This window comes from Cognatundibacterium crateris (assembly GCF_010078235.1).
Taxonomy (GTDB): domain Bacteria; phylum Pseudomonadota; class Gammaproteobacteria; order Burkholderiales; family Burkholderiaceae_D; genus Undibacterium; species Undibacterium crateris.
In genome coordinates this window covers 495,327-521,407 of record NZ_JAABOS010000001.1, presented here as the reverse complement: position 1 = coordinate 521,407, position 26,081 = coordinate 495,327, and the positions used below count along the sequence as shown (strand labels likewise).

Genomic DNA, 26,081 nt, shown 5'->3' with positions numbered 1-26,081 from the left:
CCTGAATAGGTGGTACAAAAAAACAGCTGCGTTCTGCACCAGGCAGACGCAGCTGTTTTGCATTCAGTCAGCGCAGATTCAGATTTTCAATTTCATTCCGGCCAGCGCAGGAGCTTCCAGCCTTGCTGATGATGAGCCTGGCACGGCAGGGAAACGTGGGCTTTGCTGATTCCAGTCCTGTAATGCCTGTTCCAGTTCGGCCTGATTGCGGCCGACAAAATTCCACCACAACAGCAGGTCTTCCTGTAACGGTTCGCCACCGATCAACAACACACGGCAGGCCGCGTCACAGCTTAAGTTCAGGTTGCCACTGTCCGGCGGCAGGTAGGCCAGATGACCCGGTTCCAGCGTTGTGCCATTCACGCTGGCTTTACCTTGCAATACCAGTACGCCATATTCAAAGCTGGCTTCCAGCGGCAGCTCTGTGCGTGCTGCAGCGGTGCTGGTGAAATCTGCACCGCATAGCGGGGAAAACACTTCAACCGGCGAGGTATGTGCCAGCAGGCTGCCGGCCAGGACGGTAATCCGGTATCCATCCTGATCCAGGATCGGCAGTTCAGGATAATTACGGAAGCCTGGTGCGCGCTGGCGTTCATTGTCCGGCAAGGCGATCCATAGCTGGGCTGCATGTAAGCTGGCACCATCCTGCACACTGTCTTCGGTATGCACGATGCCATGGCCCGCCGTCATCAGATTAACCTGACCCGGCTTAACGATTTGCTGGTGTCCGGCCGAGTCACGGTGGTAAAGCTCGCCTTCTATCATCCAGGTAAAGGTTTGTAATCCTATATGTGGATGTGCGCCGACATGCATGCCTTTACCGGCGGCGAACTGGGCCGGGCCGACATGGTCGAGAAAGCACCAGGCGCCTATCGTTTTTTGCTCACGATGCGGCAGCGCGCGCCGTATAGTGGTGTCTTCGCCGATCACAGAAGTACGCGCTGTGAGCGTGCGCAGGGTGGCGCTGTCGGTCGTCATTTGAGTCTCCGTTGACATAGCAAATTGGCTTAAGCTGGCTCGGTGAGTGAGGTGGCGATACGGACTTCACCAGTCAGGATTTTATGAACCGGACAGGCGTTGGCAATTTTCAGTAACTGTTCGCGCTGCTCCTGACTCAGTTCACCTTGTAACTCGATCACACGCACGATGTCATTGCCGGCTTCCGGTTTGCCGTCAGGATTCAGCGACAGCTTAACTTGTATGCCAGTCAGCGGAATCTGCCTGCGTGCAGCGACCATTTGCACCGTAATCGCGGTGCAGGAACCCAGGCTGCCCAGCAGCAAACGATCAGGTGACGGTGCGGTGTTGGCGCCACCGACTTCTACTGGCTCATCGGCTTGCCATTGATGGCCCAGATCATCGCTCAGATGAACGAGGTAAGGGGCGTTGCCTAAGATGGCGGTAACGGAAGGTATGCCTGACATGCTGACTCCAGAAATAATAGAAAAAGTGTAGTGCGCTCCGGTGCTGGCTTGCAGGCCGCTGGCTGACCGCACACAGGTAGCAGAGATGGTGCCACAATTTCAATTCACAAGTGAGATGGCGATGCGTCTTATCAAGCGCATCGCTGGCCAGGTGTAGTACGCGCTGAATTGACAAGCACGGTTGCAGAAATCATGACTGCAAAGCGAATGACTATTGAGTTTTAAGCGAAGGCGCCCATCTGGCCTTGGTCTGATACAGCCTGAGGAGGCGATGTGTGGTGGATAGGATGCATTTTAATCAGCGTGATTTGCGCTCTGGTCTTGGTTCCGAAATGGCGCTTGCATCATGTATTAGGCAAGGCATTTCCTTTGCCGTATTCAAAAATTTTGCGCAGGAATCTGCCCGGCTACAGCAGGATGCCTACCGATTTACAGATGCAGCTTAAGCGGCGCATACGTCAATTCCTGTTTCAGAAAAAATTTGTCGGTTGTGATGGTTTACAGGTGACGGATGAGATGCGCGTCACTATCGCTGGGCGCGCTTGTCTGTTGTTGCTGAACCGGGAAACCGAGGTCTATCCTGAATTGAGTCACATACTGTTATATCCGGGGGTGTTTGTAGCGCCGCGCAGTCAGATGCTGGACGGCGGCGTGGTGACCCATACCAATCAGGGCTTAAGCGGTGAATCCTGGAGCGATGGGCGCGTGATTCTGGCCTGGGATCAGATTGTGCCGACTACACAAGAACAGGCAGCCGCGCTGGCCGGTCAGGACGTGGTCTTACATGAGTTTGCGCATCAGCTCGATAGCGAGAGCGGCAGCGCCAATGGCGCGCCGGTCTTGGCCGGGAAAAACGCCTATGCACATTGGTCAGACGTGATGCAGCGCGTTTATGTACGCTTGCAGCATGCACTCAGCCAGCAACAGGAGACAGTGCTTGATCCTTATGGCGCAACCAGTCCGGCCGAATTTTTTGCTGTGGCGACCGAAGCTTTCTTCAGGAAAAGTCAGGCACTGGCGGCGGCTGAGCCTGAGCTGTATGGCTTACTGCGTCGGTATTACCGGGTTGATCCGCTGGACTGGCTGTGAATACAGTCCGGATAAGGGAATGCCGCCAGAACCCGCATGGATATTGGGCTCTGGCGGCATGAGGGGAATCAGATTGTTTATTTAGACTGCCTGCAGTGCCTGTTCCAGATCAGCGATCAGGTCATCGATATGTTCGATACCGATCGATAAACGCACGGTTTCTTCTTTGACGCCGGCTTTCGCTAATTCTTCCGGATTCAATTGTCTGTGGGTGGTACTGGCGGGATGGCAGGCCAGCGATTTGGCATCACCGATATTCACCAGCCGCGTGAACAACTGCAAAGCGTCCTGGAAGCGCGCCCCGGCTTCACGTCCGCCTTGCAAACCAAAAGTCAGTATGCCCGATGGCTTACCGCCCAGGTATTTCTGCGCCAGTGCGTGATCAGGATGGTCTGGCAGACCTGCGTAATTGACCCAGCTGACCTTGCTATGTGACTGCAGATAGCGCGCGATGGCGGCAGTATTTTCAGTGATGCGATCCAGTCGCAAGGCCAGCGTTTCTATACCCTGCAGAATCTGAAACGCGTTAAACGGTGATAAAGCCGCGCCAGTATTGCGTAAAGGGACCACCCGTGCACGGCCTATGTAGGCGGCTTCACCGAGTGCTTCGGTGTAGACCACGCCGTGGTAAGACGGATCAGGTTCATTCAAACGCTTGAAGCGCGCTTTGTGCTGCGCCCAGGGGAATTTGCCGGAATCGACGATGATGCCACCTATGGTTGTGCCGTGGCCGCCCAGGTATTTGGTCAGGGAATGCAGCACGATATCGGCGCCGAATTCAATAGGACGCAACAGATACGGTGAGGGCACAGTGTTATCCACGATCAGCGGCACGCCATGGCGATGCGCAACCGCCGCGATGGCTTCGATATCGGTGATGTTACCCAGCGGATTGCCGATGGATTCCACATACACCGCCTTGGTTCTGTCATCGATCAGCGCAGCAAATGATTCCGGATCACGATAGTCGGCAAAGCGGGTTTGAATGCCGAATTGCGGCAAAGTGTGGGCAAACAGATTATAGGTTCCGCCATACAGCGTTGATGCGGATACGATATTGTCACCAGCTTCGGCGATGGTCTGGATCGCATACGTGATCGCGGCCTGGCCGGAGGCTAAGGCAAGCGCCGCGATGCCACCCTCTAAAGCGGCGACCCGCTTTTCCAGCACATCATTAGTCGGGTTCATGATGCGCGAATAGATATTGCCCTGAACTTTCAGGTCAAACAGGTCTGCGCCATGCTGGGTATTGTCGAACGCATAGGCCACGGTCTGATAAATCGGTACCGCGACAGCGCGTGTGGTGGGATCCGGCGAATAGCCGCCGTGTACAGCGATGGTTTCTAATTTCATGGTCATCCTCGGTTCAAGAAAACCAGTTGATCTTAGAAAGCACTCACCTTTACGGCAAGGAATATTTTGCTATTTTTATATGATAAAAAAATATGAGCTGATTCGGTGCGCACTGCAGTCAGCCTGTTGCAGGCTGACTGTGCGGCAGGCTGTTACACAATCGCTTCCAGCTGCTCTTGCTGTTCCAGCCAGTTGATTTCCAGCTGTTCCAGCTCTTTGACTACATAGGCCTGATCCAGCAACAAGGCTTTCAGCTTTTCTTTATTCGCTTCGTCGTAAATGCTGCTGTCTTCCAGCTGGCTTACTATGCTGCTTTTTTGTGCATTCAGTTTCGCCATATTTTCTTCCAGGCGCTTAATGCGGTTCTCTATCGGCTTACGCGCGGCAGACAGGCGCTGGCGTTGTTCTGCATCGCGTTTGCGCTGCTCTTTGTCGTCGATTTTAACGGCGACCGGCTGCACCTGCGGTAAGCTGTCCTTCGCTTTACTTTTCTCAGGCAGAGCGGGGCTGGCAGCGGCTTCCAGCTTGCTCTTGAACAGCCAGTTCTTATAGTCATCCAGATCGCCGTCGAAAGGCATCAGCTTGCCATCGGCGACGATGATGAACTGATCGGTGGTGGCGCGTAACAGATGGCGGTCATGGGATACCACTACCAGCGTGCCTTCGAACTGTGCCAGCGCCTCGGTCAGAGCTTCGCGGGTTTCCAGATCCAGATGGTTAGTCGGCTCATCGAGTAACAGCAGGTTAGGGCGCTGCCACACGATCATCGCCAGTGCCAGACGCGCTTTTTCGCCGCCTGAGAAAGGCTTGATCGGGCTGGTCACCATAGTGCCCGGGAAGTTAAAGCCGCCCAGGAAGTTACGCAATTCCTGCTCACGTACATCCGGTGCAATATGCGCCAGATGCCACAACGGTGATTCGTCATGGCGCAGCATTTCTACCTGATGTTGGGCGAAGTAACCGATAGACAGGCCTTTACCGGTTTGCATGGTACCTGCCAGCGGAGAAATGTCACCGACGATGGTTTTGATCAGCGTGGATTTACCGGCACCATTCACGCCGAGCAAACCAATACGCTGACCGATCTGCAGCGAGAAATTGACGTCGCCGACGATTTTTTTCTCTGTAAAACTATGATCGGTTTCAGATTCCCGACGATAGCCACAATCCACGTCTTCCATCACCAGCATAGGGTTCGGTGCGCTCAGGGGCTCACGGAATTCAAATGAAAATTCGGCGGCCGCGCGTAACGGCGCCAGCTCTTCCATTCTGGCCAGTGCCTTGATACGGCTCTGCGCCTGTTTGGCCTTGGTCGCTTTGGCCTTAAAGCGGTCGATAAACGATTGCAGATGGGCGCGTTTACGGTTCTGCTTTTCTATCATGCCTTGCGCCAGCTCCAGCTGGGCCGCACGCTGGCGTTCAAACGCCGAGTAATTACCGGAATAACGCTTGAGCTTGCGGTCATCAATATGCACCACCACATTCACCACACCATCGAGAAAATCGCGGTCATGGGAAATGATGATCAGGGTACCGGCATAGCGTTTGAGCCAGTCTTCCAGCCAGATAATCGCGTCCAGATCCAGATGGTTGGTCGGTTCATCGAGTAATAACAAATCCGATTTACACATCAGTGCCTGCGCCAGATTCAGGCGCATACGCCAGCCACCGGAGAAGCTGGCAACAGACTGTTCTAATTGATCCAGCCGGAAGCCCAGACCGATCAGCAATTGTTCAGCCCGCGAGCGTACCGTGTAGGCGTCGGCGTCAGCCAGAGCGCCATACAGGTTGCCTATCTGTATGCCGTTGTCATGGCTTTCCGGCTGTGCTTCCAGTTCGGCTAATTCCGCTTCCAGCTTACGCAGGGTCACATCGCCATCAATCGCATAGTCAATTGCGCTGCGCTCCAGCGGCGGGGTTTCCTGCGCCACGTGCGCCAGTTGCCATTTGGCTGGAAATTCTATACTGCCCTGATCCGGATGTAATTCTCCGCGCAGCATCGCGAACAGGCTGGACTTACCCGCGCCATTGGAGCCGATCAGACCAATTTTATCGCCGGGGTTGAGCGTCACATCGACGCTGTCAAACAAAGGTTTGGTACCGCGGGCGAGAATGACTTGTTGCAAACGTATCATAGAGAATTCAATTCGGAGTAAGGCTGTGAGCCGCAGCGCCACGGCTGATTTAGCACTGAGACTGCACTGAGACTGCACTGAGACTGCAATGAGGCTGCACTGATCTGGCGGAACTTATCGCTGAAATATCAGTGACTGCAAGGCCATCAGCGCTGCGTATTATGCGTCAGCCGGGGCTGATGGCCCAAAAAATATGGGCAAAAACAGGCAAAAACGGGCAAATTCAGCTTTGCCCTTTTCTACATGTGGGGGCGTGTGTTATCAGGCCTGGAAATCCTGCAAATCACGTGCTTCGATCAGGAATACCATGTCGTCGCCTGCGCTGGTAGAGACCCAGGTCAGGTTCAGTTCAGGGAAGGCTGCTTCCGCAAACGCGCGTTCATTACCGATTTCCACCATCAAAATACCGTCAGCTTTCAGACGCTGTGCTGCACCGGCCACAATCTTCCTGACCAGATCCATGCCATCATCGCCACCAGCCAGCGCAATTTGCGGCTCATGCAGATATTCCTGCGGCAGGCTGGCCATAGAACCGGAATTGACATACGGCGGGTTAGTGATGATCAGGTCATATTGCTTATCCGGTACATTGGTGTACAGGTCAGACTGGATCAGATTGACCCGGTCTTGCAACTCATAAGTCGCCACGTTTTTGCGTGCCACTTCCAGCGCGTCCGGGGAAATATCGACCGCATCGACCTGCGCATTCTGGAACATATCGGCCAGCATAATCGGCAGGCAGCCAGAACCGGTACACAGTTCCAGGATATCCGTGATGTTGTCAGGATCGTTCACCCAAGGTGAGAAATGTTCAGGGATCAGTTCAGCGATAAAGGAGCGCGGCACAATCACGCGTTCATCCACGTAGAAATTATAGGTACCAAGCCAGGCTTCATTGGTGATGTAGGAAGCAGGCACCCGGTCTGCTGCGCGGCGTTCGATGACTTGCATGACTTTGCTGATTTCTTCCGGCAGCAGACGCGCATCCAGGAAAGGATCTATTTTATCCAGCGGCAGATGCAGGGTATGCAGCAACAGGTAGGCTGCCTCATCCAGCGCATTGGCACTGCCATGGCCGAAAAACAGCTTTTCCTGATTGAAGCGGGTGACTGCATAGCGCAACAGATCGCGCAGGGTAGAAAATGGTGATGTGGAAGTAGTCATAGTCGTTAATGATTGATGAACGTGCTGAATATCAGCGCTGCTATACCCATCTCAGGTCAGCAGATTTTCCAACGTTCGTCGGTAAATATTCTTTAAAGGTTCAATATCCGCCAGCGCAATATGCTCATCGATTTTATGGATGCTGGCGTTGGGAGGGCCGAACTCTACCACTTGCGGGCAAATCTTGGCAATGAAACGGCCATCAGAAGTGCCGCCCGTGGTCGATAATTCAGTCTCCAGCCCGGTTTCTGCGCGTATCGCAGCGGCCAGCGCGTCGCTCAGGCTGCCTTTCGGCGTCAGGAAGGGGTGGCCGCCTATGGTCCATTTGAGCGCATAGTCCAAACCGTGTTTGTCCAGGATCGCATGCACGCGCTGTTGCAGGCCTTCTGCTGTGCTGGCTGTCGAAAACCGGAAGTTAAAGTCAATGACCGCTTCACCGGGAATGACATTCGAGGCGCCGGTCCCCGCATGAATATTCGACATTTGCCATGAAGTTGGCAGGTAGTAGTCATTACCTTCATCCCAGACTTCTGCTACCAGCTCTGCCATCGCTGGCGCAAACAGGTGAATAGGATTTTTAGCCAGTTGCGGGTAAGCGATATGGCCTTGCACACCACGCACCGTCAGTTTGCCCGACATCGTGCCACGCCTGCCGTTTTTAATGGTGTCGCCCAGCTGCGCAGAGGAGGTCGGTTCGCCGACGATGCAGTAATCCAGTTGTTCACCACGTTCTTTTAGCTGATTGCAGACCACGACGGTACCATCGGTGGCCGGGCCTTCTTCATCGCTGGTAATCAGGAAGGCAATCGAGCCCTGATGGTCCGGATGGGCGGCAATGAATTCTTCAGTGGCGACCACAAACGCGGCAATCGAGGTTTTCATATCGGCTGCACCACGGCCATACAATTTACCGTCCCGCTGGGTAGGCGTGAACGGGGCAGATTGCCATTGGGCGACCGGACCGGTAGGCACCACATCGGTATGTCCCGCAAATACCAGCACTGGCTGCTGGGTGCCACGGCGCGCCCACAGATTGGTCACGTCGCCGGACTGTATGGTTTCACAGGTAAAACCCAGTGGTTCCAGTAATGAAATCAGGGTGCGCTGGCAGCCTTTATCCTCAGGGGTAACGGAGTCGAGTGCGATTAATTGCTCAGTCAGAGCGAGGGTTTTACTCATGGTGTTCAGAACCGGGAAAAAATAGAGTTGAACGTGTCAGGTGTAAAACCTACAGACACATGTGCAATGCCTTGTGCATCGCTGATTTGCAGCACCGGACGCTTGACCAGCGAGGGATTGCTGAGTATCAGTGCAATCGCTGCTTCGCTATCACTGGCAGACTGCTTTTGTTCATCGCTGAGTGCACGCCAGCTGGTGCCCTTACGATTGATCAGCACATCCAGACTCAGATGCTTTAGCCACTGTTCTATCGTAGTGCGTTCCAGACCTTGTTTTTTGAAGTCATGAAAGACGAAATCCGGATGCTGTTCCTGCATCCAGACCCGGGATTTTTTGACGGTATCGCAATTCGGGATACCGTACAAGGTGATATTGCGTTGACTGCGATTCATTGGCTACTTCTTTGACGGTTTAAACGTTCAGGGTGAATTCGGTGAAAGAGGCTTCTTCTTTGGTTTCCGGCTCAGGTTCCGGTACCGGTGCCTGATTGGTCGAAGTTTCATTATTCAGCAGCCATAAGAGATTATTGGCTGAGTCAGCATTGGCCAGACCTTCTTCCTTGCTGATCAGACCATCCTTAATCAGCGTCATCAATGCGCGTTCAAAGGTTTGCGAACCGGGTGACAGACTCTTCTCGATCGCTTCCTTGATCTGGAAAATATCGCCTTGTTCTATCAGTTCAGACACATAGCGCGTGTTGAGCATGATTTCGACCGCCGGGCAGCGGCCGCCATCAACGGCACGGATCAGGCGCTGCGAGATAATTGCGCGCACCGATGAGGCCAGATCCAGCAACAGCGCAGTGCGGTTTTCCATAGGGAAGAAGCTGATAATACGGTTCAGTGCCTGATAACTGTTATTCGCATGCAGTGTCGCCAACACCAAATGGCCGGACTGTGCATAGGCAATCGCTGCCATCATGGTGTCCAGATCACGGATCTCACCGATCAGTATGCAATCCGGTGCCTGGCGTAAGGAGTTTTTCAAGGCAGTCTTCAGGCTTTCTGAGTCACTGCCGATTTCACGCTGATTGACGATGGATTTTTTACTGCGGAACAGGTATTCAATCGGATCTTCCAGCGTCAGTATGTGGCCGGACTTCACTTCATTTCTGTGATCCAGCATCGACGCAATCGTGGTCGACTTTCCTGAACCGGTGGCACCAACCACCAGAATCAGGCCACGTTTTTCCATGATCAGATCTGACAGCACCGGCGGCAGATTCAGACTGGTTAATTTCGGAATGTCGCCGGGCACAAAACGGAATACGGCCGAGATCGAGCCACGCTGACGAAAAGCAGATAAACGGAAGCGCCCTATACCTGCCGCGCCGATACCGATATTGAGTTCGTTTTCGCGCTCCAGTATTTCCAGATGCTCAGGCGCGACGACTTCGGCTAACAGGGCGAGAATATTCGCCTGATCCATGCGCTGCTGATTGATGGGCAGCAGATTGCCATTGATCTTGAGATGGACGGGCGAATTTATTGCAAAAAACATGTCCGAGGCATGTTTATCTTTCATGAGCTGAAACAAGCGCTCCATTGCTGCCATGATGCTTCCTTTTCCCTGTTATACGAATGGTTCCGGTGTTGCTTTTATTTGCTAATCAGTATTTGTCTGCTGCGGACAGCAAACAAATACTGAGGATTACGCTGAATTATGCGCCACGCAGTAATTCGTTGATACTGGTTTTAGAACGGGTTTGTGCATCGACGCGTTTCACGATGACTGCACAGTACAGGCTGTATTTGCCATCCGCAGAAGGCAGACTACCGGAAACTACAACCGAGCCGGAAGGTACGCGGCCATAGCTGACTTCGCCGGTAGCGCGATCATAAATTTTGGTCGACTGGCCGATGTACACACCCATGGAAATCACGGAATTTTCTTCCACGATCACGCCTTCCACGATTTCAGAACGCGCGCCGATGAAGCAGTTATCTTCGATGATGGTTGGGTTAGCTTGCATAGGCTCTAATACACCGCCAATGCCGACGCCACCAGACAAGTGAACGTTTTTACCGATTTGCGCGCAAGAGCCAACTGTGGCCCAGGTGTCTACCATGGCGCCTTCATCCACATAGGCGCCGATGTTGACGTAGGAAGGCATTAACACCACGTTCTTCGCAATGAAGCTGCCGCGACGTGCGACCGCTGGCGGCACCACGCGGAAACCGCCTTTAGCAAAGTCTTCAGCGGTGTAATTGGCGAATTTAGTCGGCACTTTGTCATAGAACTGCATATGGTCGCCGGATGGCATGCAGATATTGTCTTCCAGGCGGAAAGACAGCAGCACGGCTTTCTTTACCCATTGATTGACATGCCATTGACCATCTATTTTCTGCGCGACGCGCAGACTGCCTGCATCCAGCTCAGACAAAACGTGCGCGACTGCTTCCCGAACATCGGCTGGCGCGGATTTAGGGGAGAAGCTGGTACGGTCTTCCCAGGCTTGATCGATAATTTGCTGTAATTGTTGAGTCATGATGATTTCTTAAAGTTCTAAAAATTAAAATAAAAGCATTAAATAAACGGATGATCAGAGCTGAAGCCGCCTCACAACCAGAGCTGTTACGGCATCATAGTGCCTGACTGCCGCTTACTCAAACCAGGGAATACTTAAGCGGCTTTTAATTCTCTGCAAAATGCGACGATGCGTTGTGCCGCTTCCAGGCATTCTGCAACGTCCGCCACCAAAGCCATACGGATGCGGTTAGCGCCCGGGTTGATGCCGTGTGCTTCGCGGGCCAGATAACTGCCCGGCAGCACGGTGACGTGATAACGCTCATAGAGTTGACGTGCAAATTCAGTATCGCTGATGCCCTTCAGGTGATCGACTTTCGCCCACAAGTAGAATGCAGCATCCGGCAACTGCACATCCAGCACCTCTGTGAGTAAGGGCGTGATTTGTGCAAATTTCCGGCGGTATTTTTCGCGATTCTCTGCGACGTGCTCTTCATCATCCCAGGCGACGACCGATGCGGCTTGTATCATCGGGCTCATCGCGCTGCCGTGATAGGTACGGTACAGCAGAAATTGTTTCATGATCGCGGCATCACCGGCGACGAAGCCAGAACGCATGCCGGGTACATTCGAGCGTTTGGATAAGCTCGACAGGCTGATCAGGCGTTCATAACCGCGTCCCAATTGACGTGCAGCCTGCATCGCTCCGAGTGGGGCATCGGCTTTGAAGTAGATTTCGGAATAGCATTCATCCGCTGCAATCACAAAGCCGTAACGGTCGGACAGCTCAAATAACTCTTTCCAGTCATGCAGTTGTAAAACAGCGCCGGTAGGATTGCCGGGCGAGCAGACGAATAGCAGTTGTACCCGTTGCCAGATATGCGCAGGCACCTGGCTGTAATCGGGTGCAAAATTGCGGGACGGATCTGCATTCACAAAATAAGGCTCAGCACCGGACAAATAGGCTGCCCCTTCGTAAATCTGATAAAACGGATTCGGGCACATGATGAGCGGCTTGCCATCTTTGCACGCAGCCGGATTGATGATGGTCTGCGCGAGAGCAAACAAGGCTTCACGCGAGCCGTTGACTGGCAAAATTTCAGTAGCAAAGTCAGGCGCCGGGATGTCATAACGGCGCGCGATCCAATTGGCGATGCTGCGACGTAAGGCTTCTGATCCGGCTGTCAAAGGGTAGCTGGCCAGTCCCGCCATGTTATTGCGTAAAGCGTCTTCTATCAGTGCCGGTGTCGGATGCTTAGGCTCACCGATGCCGAGGCTGATCGCTTGATAAGCCGGATTCGGCGTAATGCCGCTGAATAATTGGCGTAATTTTTCGAAAGGGTAAGGCTGCAGGCTGGTCAGATAAGGGTGAAAAGTCATGTTGGAATGGTTCAGTTTCAGTTCTGCTGAGTTATTTGAAAGGCAGGCGGATGATGGACTGGCGTCACTGATGCTTTCCGACATCACATTTGCTTTGTTCTTCTCGCAAGCAAGGTTTAACATATTATATCCTTTGCCCGATTCTCCCGAGAAAGGCTTTGTCGCAATTAAATTAGGATTTTTTAAGCTTTTTTACAGAAAATAGTGTTTTTGTTGGCTATTTTTCAAGGTTTTTTTGTGAAAATTTCGGGCATCAAATGGTATGATGCCATGCTTTCCTGTCTGGCTCAGGGTATCCGTTCTCACGAATATAAGTGCAGTTCCGCGAGGGGCTGCAGACGATAATAAAATTTCATCAAGTGCGATTAACCTCTATTAAACTGTCGGGATTTAAATCCTTCGTTGACCCAACGCATTTTCAGGTGCCTGGGCAACTGGTCGGCGTCGTGGGGCCGAACGGCTGTGGCAAATCAAATATTATTGACGCCGTGCGTTGGGTGCTGGGTGAATCCAAAGCATCCGAGTTGCGTGGCGAATCCATGCAGGACGTTATTTTCAACGGTTCCACGCACCGCAAACCAGCTGGCCGCGCATCGGTAGAGCTGGTGTTCGATAACAGCCTCGGTAAGGCGGCCGGACAATGGAGTCAGTATGCGGAAATCGCGGTCAAGCGTACGCTGACCCGCGATGGCACCTCGACCTATTACATCAATGGCCAGGCGGTGCGCCGCCGTGATATTCAGGACATCTTCCTCGGTACCGGTCTGGGGCCACGCGCTTACGCGATTATCGGTCAGGGCATGATTTCCCGGATTATCGAAGCCCGCCCTGAAGAATTGCGTATCTTCCTCGAAGAAGCGGCCGGTGTGTCGCGCTATAAAGAGCGCCGCCGTGAAACCGAAAACCGGATTCACGATACCCATGAGAATCTGGTGCGCGTCGAAGACATCCTGCGCGAACTGAATAATAATCTCGAAAAGCTGGAAGCCCAGGCCATCGTGGCCAATAAATTCCACGCGCTGCAGGCGGATCAGGAAGAAAAGCAAAAACTGCTGTGGCTGTTGCGCCGTAACGAGGCTGCGAATGAACAAAAGCGCCATTTTGCCGAGATAGAAAAGACTCAGCTGGATCTGGAAGAACAGACCGCAAAATTACGTCATGTGGAGCTGGAGCTCGAGCAAATGCGCCAGGCGCATTATGCTGTCGGTGACCGTATGCACCAGGCGCAGGGGCATTTGTATCAGACCAATGCCGAGATCGGCAGCCTGGAAGCACAGATTAAATTTGTGATCGAATCGCGCAGCCGTCTGCAGTCACAACTGCATTCGCTCAAGGCGCAGCGCGATCAATGGCAGTCGCAGAGTCATCATTTACAGGATGATTTATCTGAAGCCGAGATTCAGGTCGAAGAATTAGCCATGCGCGCCGAGCAGGCCGCGGAATCGGCTCAGGCGCAGCAAGATACTTTGCCCGCACTCGAGCAGGGCTGGCGTGAGTCCCAGCTGAAATCGACCGAGTCGCGTGCCAGGATCATGCAGATGCAGCAGCAGATCGAACTTGAGTCTGCACATCAGCGTAATGCATCGAATATCCTCAATAGCCTGGCGGTGCGTAAAGAACGCCTGATGCAGGAAAAGCAGGGACTGGCTACGCCCGATTCTACCCATCTCGATAATCTCTCTTTCCAACTGGAAGAGAAGAAGCAGGTGCTGGAAGAGCTCAACATGCAGCTGGAAGAAGCGCAAGAGCGCCTTCCGGCGCTGGATGAGCAGCGCAAGCAGGCGCAGCAGCAAGTGAATCAGGATGCGGCAGAGCTGGCACAATTAGAAGCGCGTTTGCTGGCTCTGAAACAGTTGCAGGAAAAAGTACAAAGTCAGGGCAAAGTACAACCCTGGCTGGAAAAACATGAGCTGGGCAGTTTGCCTAAGCTGTGGCAAAAGCTGCATATCGAAGCAGGCTGGGAAACGGCGCTGGAATCGGTGCTACGTGAACGTACCGCATCGTTGGAAATGTCTAATCTGGACTGGGCTAAGGCCTTTTTCAGTGATGCCCCGCCTGCCAAGCTGGCGGTTTACAGTCCACAGATACAGTCAGAACCACCGGCCAGCGCGCCCGGCCTGAAACCGTTTATCGAGCTGTTGCAACTGAATGAAACTGGCATCCGCAGTCTGATGCAAGACTGGTTACATCAGTTGTACGTGGCCGAAGACGTGAGTTCAGCATTTGCTAACCGTGCGCAATTACCGTTTGGTGCCTCGTTTGTGACACGCCAGGGGCATGTGATTTCACGTACCAGTGTGCGTTTCTATGCCTCGGATTCTGAGCAGGATGGCTTGCTCGGACGCCAGCAGGAAATCGAGAATCTCGGTAAGCAATGTCGCGCGCGCCAGATGCTGGCAGATGAGGGAAAAAATGCGGCAATCAGGGCAGAGTCAGCCTATACCCAGGCAGCACAGCAGTTACAGGATTTACGTCAACGGGTCGCCGCGCTGACGCAGAGTACGCATAGTCTGCAAATAGAATTCATGAAGCTGGCTGAGGTGCAGGAACGCTTTAACCAGCGCTCGACCCAGATCGGCACAGACCTGGCTGAAATCGCAGCGCAGGAAGCAGAACAGCAGCAGGTGCGCGCTGAATCTGAGCAGAAATTTGAAATGCTGGATCTGGAACTGGCTGAAATGCAGGAATTGCATGAGCAGGGCCAGACCGCCTATCTGGAACAAGAGCATGGTCTGAATCAGGCCAGACAGCGCGTACGCGATCTGGAACTGGCGGCGCAGGAAGCGGCGTTTGCAGAAAAATCCCATCGCAATAAGATGGAAGAAATGCGCAGGAATATCGCGACCGCGCTGGAACAGTCGGCGCAGTTATTCGCCAGCATGGAACAGGGACAGCTCGAGCTGGAAAGCATGAATGACCAGGCCGCGCAGGCTGGTTTGCAGGATTTGCTGGACCGCCGTACCGAACAGGAAAAAGCGTTGGCCAATGCGCGTCATGAACTGGATCAGCTGACGCAGTCGCTGCGTCAATTTGAAGACAATAAAAATCAGATAGAACGCAGTCTGCAGCCGCAACGTGACCGGATTATGGAGTTGCAGCTCAAAGAGCAGGCTGCTCGCCTGGCGCAGGAACAGTATCAGGAACAACTCAGGAATTTTGAAGTCGACGAAGCGCAACTCGCTGAAAAACTGCATGATGATCTGAAACCTTCTTATCTGCAGGGTGAGGTCACGCGCCTGGGTAATGCAATTGCGGCTTTAGGTGCGGTGAATATGGCGGCGCTGGAAGAACTGGCGCAGGCCAGTGAAAGAAAAACCTTCCTCGATGCACAGCATGCAGATCTGACCGAAGCGATCACCACGCTGCAGGATGCGATTCATAAAATCGACATCGAAACCCGCGAATTGCTGCAGGGGACTTTCGATAAAGTGAATCATCATTTTGCTGAGTTATTCCCTATCTTGTTTGGTGGTGGTCAGGCCAAGCTGATCATGACTGGCGATGAAATTCTGGATTCCGGCGTACAGGTCATGGCCCAGCCGCCAGGCAAGAAAAATGCAACGATACATTTGCTGTCCGGTGGTGAAAAAGCCTTAACCGCGACTGCCTTGGTGTTTGCGATGTTCCAGCTGAATCCGGCCCCATTCTGTTTGCTCGATGAGGTCGATGCGCCGCTGGATGACTCGAATACGGAACGTTTCTGTAATATGGTGAAACGTATGTCGAATAACACACAGTTTTTATTTATCTCCCACAATAAAATTGCGATGGAAATGGCGCAGCAGCTGATAGGCGTGACCATGCAAGAGCAGGGGGTTTCTCGAATTGTGGCGGTGGACATGGAGTCCGCTGTCAATTTTGCTACTGAGGTTCAAGCAGCATGACGGATTTACAATTAAGTTTATTTGCAAGTGGCGGTGTACTCGTGGTTGGGGTCTTCGCTTTCAATAAATGGCAGGAATATAAGGCGAAGAAAACCGTAGAAAACGCTTTCGGTGATGGCGACGATGATGCCTTGCTGAGCCCTTCAGATACACCGGTGGTACGCCAGGAACCACAATTAACACCAGAGCACACTAAACTGGAACCTGCACTCGAGCCACACACTGAGCAGGATGCGGCCAGCACTGCGGTTGGTACAGATGATGTAAGCGGCACCGAGCCAGACACTGAAACTGAAACAGCAGCGGTCGCAGTCAAAGTACACGCTAAAGAATTGCCAGTCGATGAGTTAATCGATTGCGTGATTCCACTCGAATTTGACACACCGATGCGCGGTGAAAAATTACTGGCTGAAATCGCCGAATTAAAATACGTGGGTAAAAAGCCGGTCCATTTTGTCGGCATTACAGCCGCCGGAGATAAGGACGTGATTGCCACCGGCGGCGCCTACACTACGTTACTGGCGGGTATACAAATGGTCAGCCGTAGCGGTCCTTTGAATGAACTCGAATATTCAGAGTTTGTGATGAAGCTGCGTGCCATTGCCGACAACCTGAGCGCGCATCCCGATGTGCCTGACATGAATCGCGTCATTAGCAATGCCAAGGAATTGCACCAGTTCGTGTCTGAACATGATGCGCAACTCAGTGTGAACATCGCTGCCAATGGTGCTGCCTGGGCCTTGAATACCTTGCTCGCCGCGTTAGAGAAAATGGGCTTCGATCAGCGTCCTGATAGCCGCCTGATGATGCCAGATGGCGATGGTGGCAGCCTGTTCACCTTGTCGACCAATGTAGGCGTGAGTGAGACCATGACATCCCGCCTCACGCTGTTGCTGGATGTACCTTGTGTGGCACCGGCCCGTGATGGCTTCGGTGCGATGGCGGCCTGCGCCAGATCGCTCGCGACCCGCCTGGGTGGTATCGTGGTGGATGATGGTAATCGTCCTATCTCGAAAGAAGCCTTGGATGAAATCGCAGGTCAGGTCAGCGAATTCTATGGCGCAATGGAAGAGGCGCAGGTTCCTGCCGGCTCGGTACGTGCGCAGCGCTTATTCAGCTGATCGCTATGCAGAATGATTTGTTCGATGCTGCACCTGAGGCCAGACAGGAAACTGTGGCTGAGCGTGCAGCAGTTCTGCGTCAGGAGTTAGAGCAGCACAGTCACGCCTATTATGTGTTAGATGCACCGACCATACCGGATGCTGAATATGATCGCTTATTCAGTGAGCTGCAAAGCTTAGAGCAAGACCATCCTGAGTTACGCCTGCCAGACTCGCCGACCCAGCGCGTAGGTGGTGCTGCCTTGCCTGAATTCTCTCAGGTTCAGCATGCGGTTCCTATGCTGTCGCTGAACAATGGCTTTGAAGATGAAGATGTGCTTGCCTTCGACAAGCGTGTCAAAGAAGGCCTGGATGTGTCGGATACGGCTGAAATTGAGTATGCCATCGATCTGAAGTTTGATGGGCTGGCGATTAATCTGCGTTATGTGGATGGTCTCTTTACTCAGGCTGCCACCCGTGGCGACGGCTATACCGGTGAAGATGTGACAGAAAACATCCGTACCATACGCAGTATTCCTCTACGGCTGAATACGGCAAACCCGCCTGCAGTGTTGGATGTACGTGGCGAAGTGCTGATGTTCAAACAGGATTTTGAGAGACTGAATCAGCGTCAGCGCGATGCCGGTGGCAAGGAATTTGCCAATCCGCGCAATGCTGCAGCGGGCAGCTTACGTCAGCTGGATTCTAAGATTACTGCGCAACGTAAACTGCGCTTTTTTGCTTACGGCATTGGTGCACTGGACGGTGCGGAGCTGCCAGAGTCGCACAGAGACTTGCTGGTCTGGTATGCCGCGCTGGGATTGCCGGTATGCGCAGAAAATGCCGTGGTAGCAGGCGCTCAAGGCTTACTCGATTTTTATCGCAACATACAGCAAAAGCGAGATGGCCTGGGCTATGAAATCGATGGCGTGGTGTATAAGGTGAATTCCTTTGCACAGCAAGAGCAGCTCGGTTTTGTTTCGCGCGCACCGCGCTTTGCCATCGCCCATAAGTTTCCGGCTCAGGAAGCATTAACCACGGTCAGCGGTATCGATATCCAGGTAGGCCGTACCGGTGCACTGACGCCGGTGGCGCGACTGGCACCGGTATTTGTCGGTGGTGTGACCGTGACCAATGCCACGCTGCATAATGAAGATGAAGTAAGGCGCAAGGATGTGCGTATTGGCGACACCGTGATCGTACGCCGCGCCGGCGATGTGATACCGGAAGTGGTGGCAGTAGTATTGGAACGCCGCCCACAGCCTGAACCAGCTGCGTTTGAAATGCTCAAGACTTGTCCAGTCTGTGGTTCCCATGTGGTGCGCGAAGAGGGCGAGGCGGTGGCCCGTTGTACTGGCGGACTATCGTGTTCGGCACAAAGAAAAGAAGCGATTCGTCATTTCGCCTCCAGAAAAATGATGGACATCGATGGCCTGGGTGAGCGTTATATCGATACCCTGGTCGATCTGAATATCGTTGAAGGTATCGCCGACCTGTATCAATTGCAGTTGTCGGATTTACTGGAAATGAAGCGCCAGGCGGATTTGCGCGATGGCGTGACACCGGAAACCGTATTGCAAGGTAAAGTCGCCAGTAAGTGGGCGGAAAACCTGATCGCCGCGATTGCCGCCAGCAAGCAGCCGCCCCTGGAGCGACTTTTGTTTGCACTTGGCATACGTCATGTCGGCGAGTCTACTGCTAAAACGCTGGCCGATTATCTGGGTAGCCTGGCACTGATACGTCAAGTACCTGCCTGTATCTTCCGAATTTTGCCGGATATCGGTGCCACCGTTGCCTGGTCGCTTGCTGAGTTTTTTTCTCAACCGCAGAATCAGCAGGCGATCGATGGTTTGCTGGCAGCAGGTGTCGCACCCGTTGGTGAAAAAGCAGTTAATCCCAAGCTGAAGGATAAACTTGAACCGGCTGTTTTATTGGCAGCGCTGGATATTCCTAAACTCACACTGGCTCGTTGCAAGCAATTGACTGAGCGTGGCATGGGTTTAGAGGAGTTGGCAAAACTAGATACGGATTCCTATACTGCGCTTGGCTTGCCAGCCGATGTACAGCAAGCTTTGCTGCATTGGCTACAGCAGGGCGCGCATCGTCAGGATATTCAGGATTTACACACATTGCGCTTGTCTTTGTTGGAGCAAATGGCAGGACAGGTGCTTGAGGAAGGCCATTTAAGTGGCAAGACCTTCGTATTGACCGGAACCCTGGCTGAACTCAGTCGAGATCAGGCCAAGGCCTTGATCGAAGCGGCCGGTGGCAAGGTGTCTGGCTCAGTGTCGAAAAAAACCCATTATCTGGTCGCTGGCACAGAGGCCGGCAGTAAGCTAGAAAAAGCACAAGAATTAGGCGTACCGATTTTGACAGAAGCAGAATTGCTTCAACTTTGTTCCAGGAGCTGAAATGAGAAAAATTACAAAAGCCGTGTTCCCCGTCGCTGGTCTGGGCAGCCGCTTTTTGCCTGCCACCAAGGCGCAGCCTAAAGAAATGCTGCCCATCGTGGATAAACCGCTGATCCAGTATGCCGTCGAAGAAGCGGTTGAGGCTGGTATCACTGAAATGGTGTTCATCACCGGTAGAAATAAGCGTGCGATTGAAGACCATTTCGATAAAGCTTACGAACTCGAAAGTGAATTGGAAGCCGCAGGCAAAGAAGCCTTGCTGGATCTGGTCAGAAATGTGATTCCTAAAAATATTAACTGTATTTATATTCGCCAGCCTGCGGCACTGGGTCTGGGCCATGCGGTATTGTGCGCGCGTCCAGTGATAGGCGATGATCCATTTGCTGTGTTGCTGGCGGATGATTTGATGGATGCTGATGTGGGTCAGGCCTCGGTCATGGCGCAAATGACTAAGGCGTACGAACAGGAAGGCGGCAGCATCATCGCCGTGCAGGATGTGCCACGTGAATTCACCCGTCAGTACGGTATTGTCAGTGGTTCGCCATATCAGGACAGACTGGAAAAAGTGCATGGCATTATCGAAAAACCGATGCCGGATGTCGCGCCGTCTACCTTGGCTGTGGTCGGGCGTTATATTTTGTCTGGCCGCATTTTCTCTTATCTGGAAAAACTGGGTAAAGGTTCCGGCGGTGAGATACAACTGACAGACGGGATTGCAGCGATGCTCAAGGATTTTCCGGTCTATGCATATCGTGCAGCTGCCACCCGCTATGACTGTGGCTCTAAACTGGGTTATCTGAAGGCCAGTGTGGCTTTGGGCCTGAAGCACAAGGAAACTGGCGAAGAGTTTGCGGAATATCTGAAGTCTATCCGTTAAGCTGCATGCGCATTTGCGCATAGCTCTGCGCGATCAGGAAACCCGGCCCGTGCCGGGTTTTTTTATGACCGTCCTGAGAATTGAGTCTGAAATGTGTGGAATGTTGCAAAAAACCAGCATTTTTAAAAACACTGTATATGCATACAGTAATTGTGTTAAAGTACTTCCGTTGCGTAACACTACAGAGACAAAGTTGTGCTTTTCTGACTTTGCTATACCTCATGTTTTGTCTAAACGATGGAGAGTTATCATGGCTTACCTGCAATCTTCTTTTGATACCCGTTTCAGCTTACAACTGTCACCGAATGCGTTTTTAGTCCGTTTGGGACGGCGTGAAATTTTCGTCTGCCGCGATTTTCGTCAGCGTTCTTATGCTGTCAATCCGCTGTTGGATTGTTCTACCGGTGTGCAAGCCGGTCACCTGGAGCTGTTGTTCTTCAAAAAGTGGCTGGTGATTTTATCTAAGGCTAACTGGTAAGTGTCATGGTCTGCCTGAAGATGCGGATGTCAGATTTTCTATGTGGAATATGTTGGCAAAGACAATGCCAGCTGCATATAAAAAAGGGTGAGCATCGTCGCTCACCCCGGTATTTCAACTTCTTTTCAGCTTCTTTTCCGCTTCTGATTGTCTCAGTCTGTTCTTACTGACCAGTCCGTATCGCTGCCGGGCATCCTGCCCATGAGGAAGCAGTCGGGATGAATTCTCCCTTCATGACCAGCGTAAGTGGACCCAGGCTGACATCATCTTCCACCACGGCGCTGTACAGCACATAACTGCGCGGCCCCATGTAAACCCGTTTGCCTATGCTGACCTGGTCAATTTTCATGACCCGGTCTTCAAACAAATGTGTTTGCGGGCAGGCCAGAGCATTAATTTCGCTGTAGTCGCCTATGCTGACGCAGTCAAACTCGGTGATGTCGGTGGTATCCATATACACACCACGTCCGATACGGCAGCCCAGCAGATTAAAGGCGACAGGCAGCCAGGGTGTGCCGCGCAGATAGCGCATAAAGTTAGGGACAGCGATACCTTCATACAGATTGGTAATGCCTTCCGATAACCACACGAACGGGGTCCACATCGGTACGCTGGCCTTCTTATAGCGGAAGATCAGCAGCCATTTTAGTGCCAGTACAAAAGCAAAGCTGCCTATCCCATACATGAGTCCGGCACCGATCAGGTAGATCAGGACTTCGGTCCAGCGGTCTTCGCCCGCTAATGGCATCAGGTCCAGCACGATGGTATAGCCGACCGCAATCACCAGCGCATGCGGCGCAACGATGCGGAATGCTTCGACTAAGCCACGTCCCAGGCGGCGTATCACTGAAGGACGATAGGTCAGATGTTCAGGAAAACCTTTGACTTCTTCACGTGCCGGCAGATGGATGGCGGGTGATCCCAGCCAGGTATCCCCATTTTTCAAGCGCTCATTGGCTGGCACGCTGGTATGTACGCCGATCAATACATTTTCCGGCAAGATGGTGCCATCGGGAACGTAAGCACCATTGCCAACGAAGCTGCGCTTAGAAATGACGGTAGGATGCATCGTCATCCAGCCACCATCAATTTGCTCATCGCCGAGTAATACCGCATCGGCGATAAAGGTTTCATCGCCTAAAGTCAGCATGTCCGGTACCACGCCCAGCGCAGTGGAGATTTCTGCACCACGTCCGACTTTGGCACCCAGCAAGCGGTACCAGAAGGGGGCAAAGACCGTTGCATACACGCCGTGTAATACATTGAGGCTGGATTCCTGTATCTGATTGACCAGCCATTTACCCAGATAGACTTTGCTATGGACCGCGTACTTCCCCGGTTGTAAACGCGGCAGTACACTCCAGCGTATGCCTGCAGATAACAGCGCCGTGCAAATAATCAGTACCGCTGTGGCTGGGAAGGCCAGCAAAAAATACTTGAGTAATTGCAGCGGTACCGAATTCCCATTCAGGAAGGAAAGCGTATCTATGCTGTCTAACCAGTCTATGGTGACAAAGCTAGGGAAGACCGGCATGAAAAACAAGGCGCAGATAAACAGTGAGCCACAGATGAAAAAGCAAGCTTCCCATGCGGCACGCAGCGTACTCAGCGCAGGCCGTGGCGAGTCAGGGTCGGCCATAAATGCACCGGTATCGCGCGCGGGGGAGCCGGCCCAGACACGGTAAGCCGGAATATGCTGCCCCTCAGCCAGCGCGGATTGGCCTTCCAGATGGGCCGCTTCCGCCAGACTGACGTTGCCTTCCAGTACAGCATAAGAACCAACACAGGCGTCTTTGCCCAGTTCTATCTTACCCAGGATGAGTTCGCCATTTTGTACTCTGGCATTTTCAAAGTTACAGGCATTTCCTACGCTGACGCCATCACCGATCTGTAGTAATTCCGGTGCCCGTATCGTCATCGAGCCTATGATCACATCATGACCTATACGTGCACCCAGTGCGCGCAGCCACCAGGTATAAAGCGAAGAACCACTGAGCATGTACACCGGCGCTGCTTCTATCAGTCTGTCACTCAGCCACCAGCGGAAGTAGGTGAAGCCCCATAAAGGATAATGACCCGGCTTCAGATTGCCTGCGATCAGGCGTTTGCCCAGAATCGCAATGCCAAATTCTGCCAGCGTTAACAGCAAAAATGCGCCCACTGATAATGCAACTGCACGCGGTATGGAATCGCCAGGGTCACCGGTGAAAAAATGGTAGGCAAAAAAGGGAGCCAGCCATTGCACCATACGCATGGCAACCAGCCAGGGAATACTCGCCGCCTGTGCGACTCCGCATGCATAGCGTTTCCAGTCAGGGGCAAACTTGCGTTCAGCGCGTGTTGTTGTCGTTGCCGGTTGCTGTAGTGAGGCTGCCAGCACCTCAGCAATGGCTCCAACGCGTCGCTGCTGATAAATATCGGCAATCTTGAAATAGGCAAAGCGCGGGTCTTTCCGTATGGCTGATACCAGACGCGCTGCCAGTAAGGAGTGACCGCCCAGATCACGGAAGAAGTCAGCTGAGCGCAGGATGGCTTGCCCGGGGAACAAATGCGCTAAGGCCGGGAACAGACATGCTTCAGCCGGATTTTCAGGAAGGTCTGATTCTCCAGTCGCAAGGGCTGCGCTCAGTTCCAGGCGTTTCAAATGATTGCGGTCGATTTTTCCTGAGGTCAGACGCACCACAGCTTCCAGTAATTCGAAACGCGCTGGCAGCATGTAAGGCGGCAGCGCCGTTGCCAGTTGCTGACGCAAACGGCTTACAAAGGCAGCATGATCTTCATTATCAACATGTGCAGTATCGCGCACGATGAAAGCGACGATCTGATCAATATCCTGGTCTTTTCTAAGTACGACGGCGACTGTTCCTACGCCTGGCTGTTGCGCCAGCAGAGTTTCGATTTCACCCAGTTCGACGCGGAAGCCGCGTATCTTCACCTGATCATCGGCCCGACCCAGACATTGAATACTGCCATCTGCCTGAATAATTGCCAGGTCACCGGTACGATACAGGCGCTGATCGTGCTCAGATTGCGACCAGGGATTACTCAGGAATTTTTCCTTCGTCAGATCAGGGCGGCCCAGATAACCGCATGCAACACCGGGTCCGGAAATGCACAGTTCTCCGGTTTCACCCACATCCAATAAACGCAGGCCTTGCTCCAGCTCAGTGGAAATCACCATCATGGAATAGTTAGGCAGCGGCTTGCCTATCGTGACAGGCTGATCCGGATACAGTTGCGCCAGGCTGGCAGAGACCGTGGCCTCAGTCGGGCCGTAGGTGTTAAACATCTGGCGGCCAGTACGACTCCATTTCGCCACCAGCGATTCCGGGCACATTTCACCGCCCAGATTGATTAAGCGCAGGCTGGGTACGTCCTGAGTAAATAAGGCCAGCAGGGTAGGGACAGCGTGCAGTACCGTGATCTGGTTTGCCGCCAATGCCAGTGGCAGTGCATCCGGGTCCCCAGTGATTTCCTTAGGCGCGATCCACAAGCTGGCGCCAACCAGATAACTGATCCAGATCTCTTCGAAGGACATATCAAAGGCCACAGAAAAGCCCTGATACACTTTATCGCTGGCTTGTATGCCCAGTACAGCATTTTCGCTGCGTAAAAAATGACAAATACTGCCCTGATTGACCAGTATGCCCTTGGGTTTGCCAGTCGAGCCTGAGGTGTAAATCACATAGGCCGGATCGCTTGCTGCACATCCCTGCCGCCTTTGCAGCGTAGTCTGTGCAGGGACCAGCAAGTCAGCGCTATCCCAGATCGTCAAACCTGCGCCAGCTAAGGACTGCGCTAAGGCCGGGGTGCTCAATAAGCCAAATGCCTGCGCATCTTGCAGGCAGACCAGAACCCGCTCTGGCGGTGTATCGGCATCAAAGGGTAACCAGGCTGCGCCAGTCTTTGCGATCCCGGCCTGCATCACCAGCAGGTCTATCCCACGCGGCAACCACAAACCCAGAATTTGCCCGGGAACGACGCCCGCTTGGTGTAAGTGGTGAGCGACCAGATCAGCACGCGCATTTAATTCGGCATAGCTCAGGCTAAGGTCGCCACAAATCAACGCGGTGTGTTCTGGCCGTGCGTCGGCTGTTGCTTCGAGAATATCTGCCAGTACTTCCTGGCGGAGCAGATCCGGGCGTATATCGCCGGATAAAATCTGTTTTACTGTGTTCGGACTACTGGATAAAGACATAAAGTTTCAATTTGGGAACCACCATCACAGAACAGGTCTGGCTCAACAGATTTTCTTTCTTTTTCTGCTGGTGAGGAGCTGATTCTGATACTAAACAAGCTGCCTGGGCGGCACATGCAGCGCGTGGTCAAGTTTATCATCCTGATAAGCTTGGAATGTAGTAAAACGTCACATTCAGTTCAGAAATTCAACATAAATCGACAAAATCCCCAGCCTGGCGACATTGCAGGCGCTGGGGATCTCTGCGTTGAACCCAAAAAGTAAACAATCCGGGCGTGGAAATGAAGTTTATTGCAGCGCCTGTATATTACGGATCAGATGGGAGCGGTTTTCCAGCCTGCGTCTTTTCAACTGCGCCGGGTTTTGGTCTTCCAGCATATGGGTATCGCGTAAGTGCGTCAGCGCACGGCAAATTGTTTCACGCGTCGACAGCAGGATGTCCGCCATGTTTCCCAGACTGGGCAAGGTACAAGGTAAATCTGTATCCGTATCTTCGCGCCCAGAGTCGGCTAGCAATTGCAGCAGCTTGCGTACCCTTTCCTCGACCGTGCCGCAACGTAAGTCCATCGCCTCGCGATGACGCTGGTGCGCGCTGAGCAGCGCCTGCATTACGCATTGCTGCCATTGCTGCTCATCGGCCAAATTCACCGGACTCAGACAGCTTGGAGTAATTGCAGTGAGTCTTAGCTGTTCCGGCATCGCCGCCAGACGCTCAACGCCGATCAGGTCTCCTTTCAACGCCAGCCTCAGAAATCTGGGCTTGCATGTTCCTGCTTCGGGTGTAAGGGTATCAATCCGGATCGCGCCACTTTTTACACACCAGAGCTTTGCTGCCTGCTGTTCTGTCATTTCTGTCCGTGCCGCCAGAAAGATGGCGGTGTGATTGCAAATGGGGAAATTCATGCATACTCCAAAACCCGGGGACTGGCCCCGGAGTTGATGT

At 53.0% G+C, this 26,081-nt stretch carries 18 protein-coding genes; 6 read left to right on the top strand and 12 right to left on the bottom strand.

Annotated features, from left to right (window positions below; genetic code table 11):
• Positions 1–78: 78 nt before the first annotated feature.
• Positions 79–978 (bottom strand): pirin family protein, encoded by a 900-nt coding sequence (locus EYB48_RS02265; protein ID WP_162018647.1) that lies wholly within the window; start codon positions 976–978, stop codon positions 79–81.
• A 29-nt stretch (positions 979–1,007) separates the two neighbouring features.
• The gene (locus EYB48_RS02260; RefSeq protein WP_162018646.1) at positions 1,008–1,424 is read right to left on the bottom strand and encodes an OsmC family protein; all 417 of its coding nucleotides are present in this window, start codon (positions 1,422–1,424) and stop codon (positions 1,008–1,010) included.
• Between the two features lie 273 nt (positions 1,425–1,697).
• Here EYB48_RS02260 and EYB48_RS02255 point away from each other — a divergent pair, with 273 nt between their 5' ends.
• Complete coding sequence (locus tag EYB48_RS02255) at positions 1,698–2,513, top strand: M90 family metallopeptidase (protein ID WP_162018645.1); 816 nt, start codon at positions 1,698–1,700, stop codon at positions 2,511–2,513.
• An 81-nt stretch (positions 2,514–2,594) separates the two neighbouring features.
• On the opposite strand, the gene EYB48_RS02250 is transcribed toward EYB48_RS02255, so the two are convergent.
• From EYB48_RS02250 to dapC, 8 genes are all read right to left on the bottom strand, one after another.
• Complete coding sequence (locus EYB48_RS02250) at positions 2,595–3,866, bottom strand: O-acetylhomoserine aminocarboxypropyltransferase/cysteine synthase family protein (protein WP_162018644.1); 1,272 nt, start codon at positions 3,864–3,866, stop codon at positions 2,595–2,597.
• Between the two features lie 152 nt (positions 3,867–4,018).
• Positions 4,019–6,001, bottom strand: coding sequence for an ATP-binding cassette domain-containing protein (locus EYB48_RS02245; RefSeq protein WP_162018643.1), 1,983 nt, complete (start codon positions 5,999–6,001; stop codon positions 4,019–4,021).
• Between the two features lie 261 nt (positions 6,002–6,262).
• Complete coding sequence (gene prmB / locus EYB48_RS02240; protein ID WP_162018642.1) at positions 6,263–7,165, bottom strand: 50S ribosomal protein L3 N(5)-glutamine methyltransferase; 903 nt, start codon at positions 7,163–7,165, stop codon at positions 6,263–6,265.
• 51 nt (positions 7,166–7,216) lie between these two features.
• Complete coding sequence (dapE, locus tag EYB48_RS02235; RefSeq protein ID WP_162018641.1) at positions 7,217–8,344, bottom strand: succinyl-diaminopimelate desuccinylase; 1,128 nt, start codon at positions 8,342–8,344, stop codon at positions 7,217–7,219.
• 5 nt (positions 8,345–8,349) lie between these two features.
• A complete protein-coding gene (locus tag EYB48_RS02230) occupies positions 8,350–8,736 on the bottom strand; it encodes an arsenate reductase (protein ID WP_162018640.1) in 387 nt (128 codons plus the stop codon).
• A gap of 19 nt (positions 8,737–8,755) precedes the next feature.
• Positions 8,756–9,898, bottom strand: coding sequence for a PilT/PilU family type 4a pilus ATPase (locus EYB48_RS02225; RefSeq protein WP_235934840.1), 1,143 nt, complete (start codon positions 9,896–9,898; stop codon positions 8,756–8,758).
• A 106-nt stretch (positions 9,899–10,004) separates the two neighbouring features.
• Complete coding sequence (dapD, locus tag EYB48_RS02220; protein WP_162018639.1) at positions 10,005–10,832, bottom strand: 2,3,4,5-tetrahydropyridine-2,6-dicarboxylate N-succinyltransferase; 828 nt, start codon at positions 10,830–10,832, stop codon at positions 10,005–10,007.
• Positions 10,833–10,966: 134 nt separating this feature from the next.
• Positions 10,967–12,190, bottom strand: coding sequence for a succinyldiaminopimelate transaminase (gene dapC / locus EYB48_RS02215; RefSeq protein ID WP_162018638.1), 1,224 nt, complete (start codon positions 12,188–12,190; stop codon positions 10,967–10,969).
• Between the two features lie 359 nt (positions 12,191–12,549).
• Here dapC and smc point away from each other — a divergent pair, with 359 nt between their 5' ends.
• The 5 genes from smc (at position 12,550) to EYB48_RS02190 (ending at position 20,940) form a co-directional block, all read left to right on the top strand.
• On the top strand, positions 12,550–16,074 hold the full coding sequence (gene smc / locus EYB48_RS02210) for a chromosome segregation protein SMC (RefSeq protein ID WP_162018637.1): 3,525 nt from the start codon (positions 12,550–12,552) through the stop codon (positions 16,072–16,074).
• On the top strand, positions 16,071–17,195 hold the full coding sequence (locus EYB48_RS02205) for a cell division protein ZipA C-terminal FtsZ-binding domain-containing protein (RefSeq protein ID WP_162018636.1): 1,125 nt from the start codon (positions 16,071–16,073) through the stop codon (positions 17,193–17,195). Before smc ends, EYB48_RS02205 begins: the two co-directional genes overlap by 4 nt.
• 5 nt (positions 17,196–17,200) lie before the next feature.
• Complete coding sequence (gene ligA, locus EYB48_RS02200; protein WP_162018635.1) at positions 17,201–19,585, top strand: NAD-dependent DNA ligase LigA; 2,385 nt, start codon at positions 17,201–17,203, stop codon at positions 19,583–19,585.
• 1 nt (position 19,586) lies between these two features.
• Positions 19,587–20,462 carry a UTP--glucose-1-phosphate uridylyltransferase GalU gene (gene galU, locus EYB48_RS02195; RefSeq protein WP_162018634.1) on the top strand — a complete coding sequence of 292 codons (876 nt, stop codon included), beginning with the start codon at positions 19,587–19,589 and terminating at the stop codon, positions 20,460–20,462.
• 250 nt (positions 20,463–20,712) lie between these two features.
• The gene (locus EYB48_RS02190; protein ID WP_162018633.1) at positions 20,713–20,940 is read left to right on the top strand and encodes a hypothetical protein; all 228 of its coding nucleotides are present in this window, start codon (positions 20,713–20,715) and stop codon (positions 20,938–20,940) included.
• A gap of 163 nt (positions 20,941–21,103) precedes the next feature.
• Here EYB48_RS02190 and EYB48_RS02185 read toward each other — a convergent pair whose 3' ends face one another.
• Positions 21,104–25,138: a Pls/PosA family non-ribosomal peptide synthetase gene (locus EYB48_RS02185; protein ID WP_162018632.1), complete on the bottom strand. Its 4,035-nt coding sequence runs from the start codon at positions 25,136–25,138 to the stop codon at positions 21,104–21,106.
• A gap of 288 nt (positions 25,139–25,426) precedes the next feature.
• Positions 25,427–26,041, bottom strand: a complete 615-nt coding sequence (locus EYB48_RS02180; RefSeq protein WP_162018631.1) for a Crp/Fnr family transcriptional regulator — start codon at positions 26,039–26,041, stop codon at positions 25,427–25,429.
• Positions 26,042–26,081 lie beyond the last annotated feature (40 nt).